The organism is Bradyrhizobium sp. SZCCHNS3002 (assembly GCF_032377435.1).
Lineage (GTDB): Bacteria > Pseudomonadota > Alphaproteobacteria > Rhizobiales > Xanthobacteraceae > Bradyrhizobium.
In genome coordinates, this window is the sequence record NZ_JAUHHY010000003.1 from 511883 (window position 1) to 526350 (window position 14468).

Genomic DNA, 14468 nt, shown 5'->3' on the forward strand with positions numbered 1-14468 from the left:
CACAAGTTAACCTCTGCACCTTAGCGGGATTATGGCGCGACAACGGCCTTTCTGGCCGGGGCGTCAGGTGTGGGGAGTCTGCAACGGTCGGGGATGATCCCGTCGAGCGGGGCGCCGCCTGACGAACGGCGCAGGCATGTGCGTTCCGCGCCGGCGCGGCTCGCCGGGGGCGCCATCGGTTCTGCGTACGGCTATCGGCAGGCTGTGTCGTTCGATGATCGAATGGGACAGCGGCCCATCTCGGCCGCTGTCGCCCGCTTCGTCATGCCTATCAGGCGGCGCGAACCGATTGCAGGAAGCGGCTGACCTCCTGCTTGAGACGCTGGCTATCACCGGAGAGCTGGCGCGCGGCGCTGAGCACCTGCCCCGAGGTATCGCCGGTCTCGCTCGCGCCGCGCTGGACGTTGGAGATGTTGGCGGACACCTGCTGTGTACCCGCGGCGGCGTGCTGGATGTTGCGCGAGATCTCGGCGGTTGCGGCGCCCTGCTCCTCGACCGCGGCCGCCACCGTCGCGGCGATCTCCGACAGCCGCTCGATCGTCGTCGAGATCTCCCTGATGGCACCGACCGACTCCTGCGTGGCCCCCTGGATGCCGGAAATCTGTTGGCCGATCTCGCCGGTCGCCTTTGCAGTCTGTTCGGCCAGCGCCTTGACCTCGGAGGCGACGACGGCAAAGCCGCGGCCTGCTTCGCCCGCCCGTGCGGCCTCGATGGTGGCATTGAGCGCCAGCAGATTGGTCTGCCCGGCGATGGTGTTGATCAGTTCGACGACGTCGCCAATGCGGGTCGCCGCCTTCGACAGCTCGCCGACGCGATCATTGGTGCGGCGGGCCTGCTCGACCGCATCGGAGGCGATGCGCGCCGACTCCTGCACCTGGCGGCTGATCTCACGGACCGACGAGGTGAGCTCCTCGGTCGCCGAGGCGACGGCCTGAACGTTGGCCGACGCCTCTTCGGAGGCCGCGGCGACGGTGGTGGACAGCTCCTGCCCCCGCACGGCGGTGCTCGACAGCGAATTGGCCGAACTCTCGAGCTCGCTGGAGGCCGAGGACACCGTATTGACGATGTTGCCAATGGCGCCTTCGAAACTGTTGGCAAGCTCTGACATCTCCCGCTTGCGCGAGGCGGCTGCGCGCCGCTCCTGCTCACCGAGCTCCCTGGCGTTGAACCGCACCATCGTCTGCACGGTCTGCAGGTTACGCAGCGCGCGGCCGATCTCGTCGTCGCGCTCGATGCGCATGCGGGTGTCGAGCTTGCCCTGAGTGATGCTTTCCATCGTCTCGTTCAGATGATCGAGCGGCGCCACGATCACGTTCATCGTGCGCAGCCCGACCAGGCCGCACAGCACGACACCAGCGGCAGCAATCGCCACGGCGGTCATTCCGGCGAGCCCGCCCTCCCCGAACGAAATGACGCCAAGCACGAGCAGGAACAGTGTCTGCAATCCAACCAGCGTTCGCAGCCTTGCCGCGATCGTGCCGGCGAACATCGAGAGATGGTCGAACACCGAGCGGCGGCGGACGATGCCGTCGTCGATCTTGTAACCATGTGGCCGCTTTTCGCGAATCGCCGCATAGACCTGCTCGGCCTCGGCGCGCTGGTCGGCGGGCAGCTTGGTGCGCACCGAGGTGTAGCCGACGACTTGGCCGTCTTTGCAGATCGGCGACGCCGTCGCCAGCACCCAGTAATAGTCGCCATTCTTGCGGCGGTTCTTGACCGCGCCGACCCAGGGACGGCCGGCCTTGAGCGTGGTCCAGAGATTGTCGAAGGCTTCAGGCGGCATGTCGGGATGGCGCACGATGTTGTGCGGCTGCCCCATCAGTTCGGCTTCGGTGAAGCCGGCCGCGTCGACAAAATCCTGGTTGAAGAAGGTCAACTTGCCCTTCGTGTCGGTCTTGGACACGATCAGCGTGTCATCCGTGATCGGATACTCGACGTTGGTGACGGGCAAATTCTTACGCATGGCGAGTCTTTCAATCGACGATGATGGCCGTGAGCCGTGCCGGCACTGGCATGACTAATTTTGTTACAAAGAGATGCATCGATCGTCGCAGTCGCCGATTAACCTAAGATAAAATGCCGCCACCGTTGAAATACGGGCGCTGGCGCTCATTGATGGCAGTTGCAAATCGCGCAAGGCCTGTAGCCGGTGTGTCGCCACACGAGTGCAGACAGAACGGCGCATCCATGTTGCCGCCGTTGACGGAGCGCACAGATCGTTGCGCTCCTGGCCGCTCGGGATCTCAGGCGGCGCGAACCGTTTGCGGGAAGCGCGTCGCCGATGCGGGTCGCGGCCCTCGACAGCTCGCCGAGGCGATCGGTGGTCGAGCGCGCCTGGCCGACTGACTCGCCCGCCATCCGCGCCGACCGGCCCACGAAAAAGGGCGCGGCCTCCCGGCTACGCCCTGGTCTCGTTGGAATCTGCCCGCCGGGATCAGGCGGCGCGCACGGTGTCCAGGAAACGTCCGACCTCGAGCTTGAGGCGGTTGCTGTCGCCGGACAGCATCTGCGCCGCCGAGAGCACCTGGGACGACGCCGAGCCGGTCTCGCTGGCACCGCGCTGCACCTCGGCGATATTGGACGACACCTGCTGCGTGCCGATCGATGCCTGCTGGATGTTGCGCGAGATCTCCTGCGTCGCCGCGCCCTGCTCCTCCACCGCGGCGGCGATGGCCGAGGAAATCTCCGACAGCTTCTCGATGGTGCCGGAGATCTCGCGGATGGCCCCAACGGATTCCTGCGTCGCTGTCTGGATGCTGCCGATCTGCTGGCCGATCTCGCCGGTGGCCTTGGCGGTCTGCTCGGCCAGCGCCTTCACCTCGGAGGCGACCACGGCAAAACCACGGCCGGCTTCACCTGCCCTGGCGGCCTCGATGGTCGCATTGAGCGCCAGCAGATTGGTCTGGCCGGCGATGGTGTTGATCAGCTCGACGACGTCGCCGATGCGGGTCGCGGCCTTCGACAATTCGCCGACGCGATCATTGGTCCGCCGCGCCTGGTCGACGGCATCGCTGGCCATGCGCGCGGACTCCTGCACCTGCCGGCTGATCTCGGTGACCGAGGAGGCCATCTCCTCGGTAGCGGAAGCGACCGACTGGACGTTGGTCGAGGCTTCCTCGGAGGCGGCGGCGACCGTGGTCGCCAATGTCTGCGAGCGCGCCGCGGTCGAGCTCAGCGACGTGGCCGACGCCTCCAGTTCGGTCGAGGCATGCGACACGGTGCCGACGATCTGCCCGACGGCCTGCTCGAAGCCGTCGGCCATCTGATGCATCTCGGCGCGGCGCTTCTCGGCCATCAGCTTGTCCATCGCGATCTTGGCCTCGGCCTCCTGCTGCGCCTTCTCGGCCAGCATCAGCTTGATCTGGTTGACGGCCTGTGCCGTCTCGCCGATCTCGTCGCCGCGGCCGTCGCCGGAGATCACGACCTCCTCGCCCCTGGCCATGCGCTGCAGCACGGCGACCAGCTCGCGCATCGGCTTGGCGATGCCGAACTGGCCGATGACGAAGCCCAGCGCCAAGCCGAGCAAGATGCCGACGACCGCGACCGTGATCAGCATGCGCGAGGTCTGCTCATACTGCTGCTCCGCATCAAGCGCGAGACTCTCGACGCGCGCGTTGAGCCGGTCGGCGACCTGCCTCATCTTGACCTGGAGCTTCTCGGCCGCCGCGCGGCTCTTCATGGCCGCATCACGCATGCGCTCGGTCTGTTCGGTGAGCTGGACATCCTTGCCGGCACCAATGACCCGGAACGTGTCCTCGAGGTCCTTCTCGTACTCCGAATAGGCGGTACGAACGTCGGGGAGCATCGCACGCGCCTGGTCGTCATTGGTCTTGGACGCTTCCGCGAAATGTTCTGCGAACAGCTTGCGCTGCTCCTCGACCACCTTCAATGTCGCCTCGCGATTGTCTGCATGCGGGTCGAGCGCGGCACGAAATTCGGCGCGGTTCAATGCGATCACGTTCTGGTTGGCCCGGGCAGCGTTGAGCGCCCGATTGGCCGCTACCGCCATCTTGCTCGCATCCTCGGCCACCACATGCAGCGCGCCGATGGCAAACCAGCTGATCGTGGCAGCCACGGCGGCCAGCAGCATGACGATGGCGAGGATCTTGGTCAGGACACGAAAGCGCGAAAGCAATGACATCTACAACCTCTAATGAAGGCCGATGATGTCAAACGAAGCCGAGACTACGTCGAGGACGCAATCGAAGACGCTCCTGCATCACCGGTGATGTTGGGTGAACCGAGCTTCACGCGCTTGAATCGAAATAATTCTTAATTTTCTCGACCGTACAATTTCGGATCAAATGATACGCGCGGCCGCCCCAAATGGTATTTGCGACCGCACCGCTCTCCCTGTAGCGGAGACCGCGGTAATGGGGAGCCGCTGTGAGCGCTCGGCCGCCGACGCCTCGGAGGCGCCGGCAAGCTGCTTCATCTCACGCTCCGCCGCGCCGCGGATCATTCCAGCTCGATCGGCTGATAGGCACCGGTCTCGTCGAGCGCCGTGCCCCAGATCTTGTGCGAGGCCTGATGTTCGGCGGGGCCGAAGTTGAGCGAGGCGCCAAGACCGAGATCGATGTTGCGCATCGACTCCAGCGTATCGATCAGCCGCTCGGTATCGAGCTGCGGACCGGCCTGCTTCAGGGCTTGAACCAGGATGCTCGCCTCGATGTAGCCCTCGAGCGAGGTGTAGTCCGGCGGCTCGCCGGGGAAATGCTTCGCCAGCGCGGCCTTGTAGTCGAGCACCACGCTCGAATAGCCGGAGACGGCGGGAACGGTCTGGGTCACGACGACCCCGGCTGCGTAGCGTGGGCCGAGCAGCATGAGCTCGTTGGCAAGCGCCGATGCACCGACCGCCGACACGTTGACGAAGAGGACGCCGGGCAGCGCGTCGCGCGCCTTCTCGATGAACTTGGCGGCCGCGCGCGAGGTCGCGACCATGATGACCGCGCGGACCGGCACCTTCTGGGTCTTGAGCTGATTGATCGCGGGCTCCACATCCACGGTGTTGCGGGTGTAGTTGACCCGCAGGATCGCCGCGTCGTTGAGGCCGAGGACGCGAAACGCCTTTGCAACGCCGGCAAAGCCTGCATCGCCGAACGAATCGTCCTGCGCGAACAGCGCAATCTGTCGTGGGGGCACGCGGCGCAGCTTGACCAGGTAATGCACCAGCGCATCGGCCTCTTCCGAATAGCTCGGACGATAGTTGAAGACGTAGCGGTCCGGCGGATCATGACGCGAGACGTTCGCACCGGTATAGGGGCTGAAGAACAGCATCCTACGCTCCAGCGAATATGGAATTGCGACGGCCGCCGTCGCGGTCCCGAAACTGCCGACGAAGCCGAATACGTGCTCCTTCTCGTAGAGCTGCTTCATGGCATCGAGCGTGCGGTTCGGGTCATAGCCGTCATCGGCCACGGCGAGCCTGAGCATTCGGCCATTGACCCCGCCAGCTTCGTTGGCGCGGTTGAATGCGGCTTCGATGCCCACCTTGAGCAGGCGGCCCGATTCCTTGTTCGCGCCCGACAGCGGCAAGACGCTGCCGAACGTGATGTCGCGCTCCGTGATGCCGCGAACCGCCGAAGCAGCCACGGCACTCGTTGCCCCCGTCGCAGCGACGGAGAGCGTCGGGTCCCGCAGCGCGCCGGCCGCCATCGCCGGTGTGCCCGTCGATCGCTCGATGTCGGCAAGCTGGAGCTCGGCCCGCCGGCAGTCCTGGCGGCCACTCGCCACGGCCGCGCGACCGTCGGCGATGGAGCGGTCGAACTGGCGCGTCAGCTCGTTGCGATCGCCGTCGTTGTTCGACGCCTCCCGGATGACGGCCTGGAACTTGCCGATGATGGCCTGGATCCGCGGCCGAGGGATATCGCTGCAGGCAAGGGCCGCCCCGATGGCGGGACCGATCCTGCCGCCGAGGTCGCGCACGACGGCGAGGTTGTCGCCCGGCGCGGCACCGACCGAGGTCGTGAGCATGAGGGTGAGAATGATCGCCGAGGAAGTCGCGAACGATCGCGTCCGGTTCACCATCTCGTGGCGGGGCCGGAGGTCAAGGAAGGTCATCATGTCGGGATTCGAACTCGTTGAGACACGCTGGTCGGATCGTTGTGAGCTGATGAGATTGCCGCGGGCCTGTCAGGCCGCGCGGACCGTCTCGAGGAAGCGGCTGACCTCGCGCTTGAGGCGGTTGCTGTCTGTCGACAGCCCCTGCGCCGCCTCCAGCACCTGGGTCGAGGCCGAGCCGGTCTCGGTGGCGCCGCGCTGCACGTCGGTGATGTTGACGGAGACCTGCTGCGTGCCGTGCGCCGCCTGCTGCACGTTGCGCGAGATTTCCTTGGTCGCGGCGTTCTGCTCTTCGACCGCTGCGGCAATCGTCGAGGACACCTCCGACAACCGCTCGATGCTGCCGGAGATCAGCCTGATCGCAGCGACCGATTCCTGCGTCGCGGTCTGGATGCCGGCCACCTGCTGGCCGATCTCGTCGGTCGCCTTGGCGGTCTGCTCCGCCAGCGCCTTGACCTCGGCGGCGACGACGGCAAAGCCCCGCCCCGCCTCGCCGGCCCGCGCCGCCTCGATGGTGGCGTTCAGCGCCAACAGATTGGTCTGCCCGGCAATGCTGTTGATCAGCTCGACCACGTCGCCGATGCGGCTCGCCGCGCGCGACAGCTCGCTCACCCGCTCGTTGGTCTTCTTCGCCTGCTCGACTGCTTCGTTGGCCATGCGCGCCGATTCATGCACCTGGCGGCCGATCTCGGTGACCGAGGACGTCATCTCCTCGGTGGCCGAGGCGACGGATTGCACGTTGGTGGACGCTTCCTCCGACGCGGCCGCCACCGTGGTTGCGAGCTCGCCGGCGCGGACCGCCGTCTTGCTCAAGGTATCCGCCGACACTTCCAGTCTGGACGACGCCGACGAGACCGTCTCGACGATCTCGCCAACGGCGCTTTCGAAGTCGTCGGCCATCTTGTGCATGTCGGCCTTGCGGCGGGCCAGCGCCCGCTGCTCGGCTTCCTTCTGCTCCGCTTCCAGCGCGTGACGTGCGACCGCATTGCTCTTGAACACCTCGACGGCGCCGGCCATCTCGCCGATCTCGTCGCCGCGTCCCACGCCGGGCACCTCGACGTCGAGACGGCCGCCGGCGAGGCTCTTCATCGCGCTGGTCATGCGATGCAGCGGGCTGGTGATGCCACGCCCGACGATCGTCGACACGACGAGCAGGACCAGCAGCACGATTCCCGCGGCCATCAACGACTGCCGCGTCGAGGCCCAGGCCTGCGCCGAGAGGTCATCGATATAGACGCCGGTCCCGACCAGCCAATTCCAGGGTGCGAAGCCAGCGACATGGGTGAGCTTGGGCTGCGGCGTCTCGGAGCCGGGCTTCGGCCAATCGTAGTCGACGAAGCCGCGGCCATGCTGGCGGACCACGTCGATCATCTCGATGAACAGCTTCTTGCCATTCGGATCCTTCATGTCCGCGACATCCTGCCCGACCAGCTTGGTCGAGATCGGATGCATCAGCATCTTCGCGGTCATGTCGGTGACGAAGAAATACTCGTTTCCGCCATAGCGCAGCTGGGAGGCGCGCTCGAGCGCGCGCTTCTGCGCGTCAGCGACCGAGATCGTCCCCTTCTGCGCGGCCGCATGCTCTTCGGCAAAGATGCCGAGCGCGAGCTCGGTCAGATGCCGCAGCTCGAGCTGCTTCTGCTGCTTGAGGCCCGCGGCGAGCTCACGGGAATTGAAGGCGGTCAGACCGATCAGGCCGAGGAAGCTCAGACCGATCAGGGCATAGATCTTGATACCGATGGTGAGCTTGAGGCGATGAGGCATTGCAAACGACATTTCAGTCTCCACGGGCGCAACTCATGCTTGGGGCGCTCGGGGACAGATCACGGCGACGGGCGTGGGCTCGCCCTCGTATGCACGCAAACGGGCCCGCAGCCCACGCGTGGAAGCTACGGAACCGAATATTAAGTCTGGTTAAGACGATGTCCGTACGAATACGGAGCAGCGATCGAAAATGATCGTTGCCCGTCCAGATCGGTAACGCGCTCCGGCCTGGCCGTGCGACGCGTCGTCTCATGTGGTGCGACCACGTGAGAGAAGCACCGTTTGCCCGTGGAGCCCGACTGCGCGTTGGCCGCGAATGACCAGACCTTACACGCCGACTCTTAACACAAGTTAAAAACGCAGATTGACTACGCAGGTTAGTTTTTCCGGCGCAAATGCAACGCGAACAGAAAAGCCGCAGGCAACGGGGCCGCGGAGTGTCTCTGTTGGGTCAGAAAACGTTGGGTCAGAAAACGCAAAAGGCCGGAGCGTTCGATGCTCCGGCCTTCCAATCCCCTGCGCGACCAGGAGTTGGCCGCTTCCGCGGCCCAGCGTTATGCCGCCCGCACCGAGCCGAGGAAGCTCGCGACCTCCTGCTTGAGACGATTGCTGTCGCCGGACAGCGCCTGTGCCGCTGAGAGCACCTGGGCCGAGGCCGACCCGGTCTCGGCCGCGCCGCGCTCGACATCGGCGATGTTGGACGAGACCTGCTGCGTGCCATGCGCCGCCTGCTGGACGTTGCGCGAAATCTCCTGCGTCGCCGCGCCCTGTTCTTCGACGGCGGCTGCGATGGTCGAGGAGATTTCCGACAGCTTCTCGATCGTGGAGGAGATCTCCTTGATGGCGCTGACCGACTCCTGCGTCGCGACCTGGATGCTCGAGATCTGCTGGCCGATCTCGCCGGTCGCCTTCGCGGTCTGGTCCGCCAGCGCCTTGACCTCGGAGGCGACGACCGCAAAGCCGCGGCCGGCATCGCCCGCGCGCGCCGCCTCGATGGTGGCGTTGAGCGCCAGCAGGTTGGTCTGGCCGGCAATGGTGTTGATCAGCTCGACGACGTCGCCGATGCGGGTGGCGGCCTTGGACAGCTCGCTGACGCGCCCGGTCGTGGTGCGGGCCTGGCCGACGGCGTCGTTGGCGATGCGCGCCGATTCCTGCACCTGGCGGCTGATCTCGGTGACCGACGAGGCCATCTGCTCGGTCGCAGACGCCACCGACTGGACGTTGGTCGTGGCTTCCTCCGAGGCAGACGCAACCGCCGTCGTCAAGCCTTGCGAGCGCGTCGCGGCCTGGGTCAGCGTGGTGGCGGACTGCTCGAGCTGGCTCGAGGCCGACGAGACGGTGTTCACGATCTCGCCGACCGCGGCTTCGAACTGCTCGGCCAGCCGCTGCATGTCGGCCTTGCGCTGGCGCGCCGTGATCGCGTCCTGCGCGCTCTTTTCCTCGGCCTCGGCGCGCGCCTTTTCCTCGGCATTGCCACGGATCACCGTGACGGTCTTGGCGAGATCGCCGATCTCGTCACCCCGCGATGCACCGGGAATGGCGATGTCGAGGCGGCCGCGCGCCATCTCGCCAAGCGCCGCGTTGAGCCGCGTCAGCGGCCGCGCGATCCCGAGGAACGAGAACACGACCGAACCGATCACCGACAACAGAACCGCCAATCCGACAAACAGCGTGATATAGCTCGCCTGCGCGGCGACCTGGTCTGCCTCGAACCGAGCGCTCGCGTTGCGCGCGCGCGCGTCCTGGATGGCGGAGGACATCAGCTCGCCGGCCTCGCCGAGATAGATGAGCGTGCGGTCGCGCAGCACGGCCTCCTTGATCCCCTCGGTCTTCACCACCTCGTCGTTCGCGGCGACGAAGTCGGAGGCGAGCCCATTGAGCTTGGTGATCGTGGCCTGGATCTCGCGGTTGTCGGCGAGCATACGGGCATCGGTCAGCGAGCTCTTCAGCCCCGGCACCGTCTGCTTCACGGTCAGGATCGTCGCGGCGTCGCCAGTCATGCCGAACCGCCACGCCTGCGACCGCATGTAGTTCAACTTGGCATCGGCGGCGTGAAGCTGGCGCTCGACCCGCTCGCGGAAGGCGAGGTTCGGCAGCGACGGCGAGGCGAGCAGCGCCTTCAGGCTGGTGTTCCACTCGTTGGAGACCGCACTGCGCTTCTCGATCTGCGTCAGCAACTTCTTCTGCGCCTCGGCGAGATCGACCGCTCCCGCGGCATAGCTCGTCATCAGCTCCTTGATCCGGGTCAGCCGGGCGCGATTGTCGGCGGTCGATACGTTGCCGAGCGCGGCGTCGATGTCGGTCACCATCGCGGTCGAGAACTGCTGAATGTCGGCGGCTGCCTTCTCTGCCTCGGCCGGCGCACGCGCCAGCCGCGCCGAACGGCCGCCGAGCTGGGTCTGCTGCATGTTGATGCTGGCCGACAGCACGCTCTCGACCACGCGCCGCGCGCGCTCGGCCTGCTGATTGGCGTGGTTGACCGCTCTTTCCGCCATCAACTGATTAGCGATCATGCCGACCGCGAGAGATGCGCCGATGGCGCCAGCAAGCCCGAGTTTGTAGCCGATCCGATTCAGTTTCATTGCCCTACCCACAGATGGACGCGTCACGCGACGGTCCGTACCGGAGGTATAGCGGTGAGGTCCCTAGAGACCGTTAATTTACGGGAGTTGTCGGGCAATACACGCAAAAAACTTCTGCTTTTTCTGTGTGCGTCCCGATGCTTACGGCGGCACGACGGCGCTGCCGCGCCGAGCGACGGCTCACAAACTAAGCAGATGATGAGATCAGGACCGAGGCCCTGCACGTCGTTCCAAAATCCGGCACACGCCCGATGCGCAGCTATCGCATCAGCCCGAGCGCATCGGCAAAGAACTGCGGACCGCCGAAATTGCCGGACTTCAGCGCCAGCAGCATGTCGCCCGCCTCGGCGCCGATCGCGCGAAGCACCGGCACGCCGGCCGCGATCTCCGGACCGACCAGGAAGCCGGGAATCCTGAGCCTGTCGACGACGGCGCCGGAGGTCTCGCCACCTGCGACGATCAACCGCCGCACGCCGGCCTGGATCAGCCCCGCGGCGAGATCGGCCATCGCCTGCTCGATCGCGTGCCCCGCCGCCTCGCGGCCGTGCCTGGATTGCAGCGCGCTGACCTGATCCGGCGTCGCACTGGAGGCGATCAGCACGGGTCCCTTGGCGACGCGCTCACGCGCCCAGGCGAGCGCTCGCCGCGCCTCGTCCGGGCCTGCGACCAGGCCCGCCGCATCGAGATGCAGCACCGGCATGATGGTCTCGGCCTGCGCGATCTGCTGCAAGGTCGCCTGAGAGCAACTGCCGGCGAGGCAGGCGGCCAGGCCGCCGACGGGGGCATCGGCGTGATGCGCCAAGCCGTGGGAATGAACCTGCCCGGTCTCGACCAGCGCGCGTGCCAGCCCGAGCCCGATGCCGGACGCGCCGACGGAGACCCGGCTCTTCAAGGCGGCCGCACCGATCGCGGTCAGGTCGGCATCGAAGACGGCGTCGACGATCGCCGCGCCCATGCCCTGCCCGGCCAGCTCCTGCAGCCGGCGGCCGATCGCCTCGGGCCCGTGCACGACGGCGGCGAGATCGACCAGGCCGATTTTCCGCCGGCTCTGGCGCGCCAGCACGCGTACCAGGTTGGCGTCATGCATCGGGTTGAGCGGATGGTCCTTGAGCGGGCTCTCGTTGAGCGGCACGGAGCCGACGAACAGGTTGCCCTGATAGACGGTCCGCTTCGTCTCCGGGAAAGCCGGGGTCACCAGCACGATCGTGTCGCCGGCATCGCCGGCGAGCGCATCCATGACGGGACCGATGTTGCCGGCGTCGGTGGAGTCGAACGTCGAGCAGATCTTGAACAGCACGTGGTCAGCGCCGCGCGCGCGCAGCCATGTATCGGCCTCGCGCGAGCGGGCCACGGCGAGCGAGGCCTCGATCGAGCGGCTCTTCAGCGAGACCACGACGGCATCGACCTCCGGCAGCGTGAGGTCATCAGCCGGCACGCCGATGGTCTGCACCGTGCGCAGGCCGGCGCGGGTCAGGGTATTGGCGAGGTCGGAGGCGCCGGTGTAGTCGTCGGCGATGCAGCCGAGCTTCAAGGTCACGGCTTCACTCCCTTGTAGGGCGCGAACCAGCCGAGCCCGTCCTCGGTGCGACCGCGCGGATTGTACTCGCAGCCGACGAAGCCGGCATAGCCGAGCCGGTCGAGCTCGGCGAACAGGAACGGATAGTTGAGCTCCTCGCTGTCAGGCTCGTTGCGCGAGGGAATGCTGGCGATCTGGATGTGGCCGATGATGTCCATCATCTCGCGCAGCCGCATCGTGACGTCGCCGTGGATGATCTGGCAGTGATAGATGTCGAACTGCAGCTTGAGATTGGGAATCTTCAGCTCGCGGATGAGATCGCGGGCGAAGCCGAAATCGTTGAGGAAGTAGCCGGGCACGTTGCGCGAATTGATCGGCTCGATCACGACATCGAGCCCGTGGGGCGCGAAGAACTCCGCCGCCCAGGCGACCGACTTGGTGTACGCCTCCACGGCTTTCGCATCATGACGATCGGCGATGCCGGCCATCAGATGCAGCCGCTTCACGCCGGTGGCCTTGGCGTAAGGCAGCGCCGTCTCGAGGCTCGCCTTGAGATCATCGAAACGGTGCGGCAGTGCGGCAAAGCCCTTCTCGCCGGCATCCCAATTGCCGGGCGGCAGGTTGAACAGCGCCTGAGTCAGGCCGTTGTCATCAAGCCGCTTGCCGACCTCCTCGGCCGGATGATCATAGGGAAACAGGAATTCCACTGCGGTGAAGCCGGCCTTGGCGGCCGCCGCAAAGCGATCGAGGAACGGATGCTCGGTGAACATCATCGAGAGATTGGCGGCGAAGCGGGGCATGGTGCGAGAACTCGTCGTGCTGTTACTTGGAGGAGCCCGGCAATTTCGTGCCGGTAACCTGCGCATACATCCGCGCCACAGAGGCGTCGTCGTCGCGGCCCATGCCGGCGGCCGCCGTCATCAGGAACATCTGCAGCGCAGCCGCCGAGACCGGGACCGGGAAGCGGTGGTTGCGCGCCATGTCCTGGATGATGCCGAGATCCTTGACGAAGATCTCGACCGCGCTGCGCGGCGTGTAGTCGCCGTCGAGCACGTGGGGCATGCGGTTCTCGAACATCCAGGAATTGCCGGCGGAGGCGGTAATGACCTCGTAGACCTTACGGATATCGAGCCCCTGCTTGGCGGCGAAGGCGATGGCCTCGCTGGCAGCGGCGATGTGCACGCCGGCGAGCAGCTGGTTGATCATCTTGAACGCGGCGCCCTGCCCCGGGGCATCGCCGAGCTCGTAGAGCTTGGCCGCCATCGCATCGAGCGCCGGCCGCGCCTTGGCAAACGCAGCCGCGCTGCCCGAGGCCAGGATCGTCAGCTCACCTTGCGCGGCGCGCTGCGCGCCGCCGGAGATCGGCGCGTCGAGGTAGTGCCGGCCGGTGGCTTCGAGCTGCTTCGCCAGCCGCCGCGCGACTTCGGGATCCATGGTCGCGGAGGAGACGAAGACGGCCTCCTTCGGCATGGTCTCAGCCGCGCCGCCAGGACCAAAAAGAATGGCCTCCGTCTGTGCCGCGTTGACGACGACGCTGACCACGATGTCGGCACCTCGCGCCGCCTCGGCGGGAGTTTTCGCACCCTTGCCGCCCTCGGCAACGAAGCGCGCCACGCTATCGGCCGAGACATCGCATCCGGTCACCTCGAAGCCTGCGCGCTTGAGCGAGGTCGCCATGCCATACCCCATCGAGCCGAGCCCGATCACGGCGACTTTCAATTGCGATGGCGACGGCATGTGGCAGATCCCTGAAGCGTTTCCCGGAGACGTCCGGTTGCCCCGGACTGCACTCTGGGTATCACGGCTTGGCCGCGTTGCCAAAGCGTGAGACAAAGCGGCAAAACAGCGACATGCGAGGAAAGACCAGTGGCGGAAACTGCGATTCGCGAGGCCATCTGCCGGTTCGGTCGCTCGCTGTTCGAGCGCGGGCTGACGCCGGGATCGTCCGGCAACATCAGCGTGCGGCTCGATGATGGCGGCTGGCTGGTGACGCCGACCAATGCCTCGCTCGGCTTCCTCGATCCGGCCCGCCTGTCGCGGCTCGATGCGCGCGGCGATCTGGTCTCGGGCGATGCGCCGACCAAGGAGGTGCCGCTGCACACGGCGCTGTACCAGACGCGCGACGCGGCGCGCGCCGTCGTGCACCTGCACTCGTCGCATTCGGTCGCGATCTCGATGCTGCCGGAGATCGATCCGCGGGCCGCGCTGCCGCCGCTGACACCTTATTACTTGATGCGCTGCGGCCAGACCGCGCTGGTGCCCTATCATCGTCCCGGCGATCCCGCAGTCGCCGATGCCATCAAGGGTCTCGCCGGCAAATACGCCTCCGTGCTGCTCGCCAATCACGGGCCCGTCGTGTCCGGTGACACGCTGGAAGCCGCCGTGTTCGCGATGGAGGAGCTCGAGGAGACCGCAAAGCTCTATCTGTTGCTGCGCGGGCTCAACCCGCGTCATCTGTCGCCGCAGCAGGTCGACGATCTGGTCAAAGTGTTCGGCCTCACCCTGCCTCACAGCGATCATCACTGACCCACCGGCGGATGATGGGC

At 66.3% G+C, this 14468-nt stretch carries 9 protein-coding genes; 1 reads left to right on the forward strand and 8 read right to left on the reverse strand.

The window, feature by feature from the left end; all coding sequences use genetic code 11:
- Positions 1-271: 271 nt before the first annotated feature.
- From QW845_RS09455 to ltnD, 8 genes are all read right to left on the reverse strand, one after another.
- The gene (locus tag QW845_RS09455; protein WP_315801318.1) at positions 272-1963 is read right to left on the reverse strand and encodes a methyl-accepting chemotaxis protein; all 1692 of its coding nucleotides are present in this window, start codon (positions 1961-1963) and stop codon (positions 272-274) included.
- A gap of 471 nt (positions 1964-2434) precedes the next feature.
- On the reverse strand, positions 2435-4141 hold the full coding sequence (locus QW845_RS09460; RefSeq protein ID WP_315801319.1) for a methyl-accepting chemotaxis protein: 1707 nt from the start codon (positions 4139-4141) through the stop codon (positions 2435-2437).
- Between the two features lie 317 nt (positions 4142-4458).
- Positions 4459-6063 (reverse strand): ABC transporter substrate-binding protein, encoded by a 1605-nt coding sequence (locus QW845_RS09465; protein WP_315801320.1) that lies wholly within the window; start codon positions 6061-6063, stop codon positions 4459-4461.
- Between the two features lie 69 nt (positions 6064-6132).
- Positions 6133-7836, reverse strand: a complete 1704-nt coding sequence (locus QW845_RS09470) for a methyl-accepting chemotaxis protein (protein WP_315801321.1) — start codon at positions 7834-7836, stop codon at positions 6133-6135.
- Between the two features lie 542 nt (positions 7837-8378).
- The gene (locus tag QW845_RS09475) at positions 8379-10406 is read right to left on the reverse strand and encodes a methyl-accepting chemotaxis protein (RefSeq protein WP_315801322.1); all 2028 of its coding nucleotides are present in this window, start codon (positions 10404-10406) and stop codon (positions 8379-8381) included.
- A 259-nt stretch (positions 10407-10665) separates the two neighbouring features.
- Positions 10666-11943 (reverse strand): 3-oxo-tetronate kinase, encoded by a 1278-nt coding sequence (otnK, locus tag QW845_RS09480; RefSeq protein WP_315801323.1) that lies wholly within the window; start codon positions 11941-11943, stop codon positions 10666-10668.
- Entirely contained in the window at positions 11940-12722 is a 783-nt protein-coding gene (gene otnI / locus QW845_RS09485) for a 2-oxo-tetronate isomerase (RefSeq protein WP_315801324.1), read from the reverse strand. The genes otnK and otnI overlap by 4 nt, the downstream gene beginning before the upstream one ends.
- Before the next feature lie 22 nt (positions 12723-12744).
- Complete coding sequence (ltnD, locus tag QW845_RS09490) at positions 12745-13659, reverse strand: L-threonate dehydrogenase (protein WP_409997889.1); 915 nt, start codon at positions 13657-13659, stop codon at positions 12745-12747.
- A gap of 129 nt (positions 13660-13788) precedes the next feature.
- Here ltnD and QW845_RS09495 point away from each other — a divergent pair, with 129 nt between their 5' ends.
- Entirely contained in the window at positions 13789-14448 is a 660-nt protein-coding gene (locus QW845_RS09495) for an aldolase (protein ID WP_315801326.1), read from the forward strand.
- Positions 14449-14468: the final 20 nt, after the last annotated feature.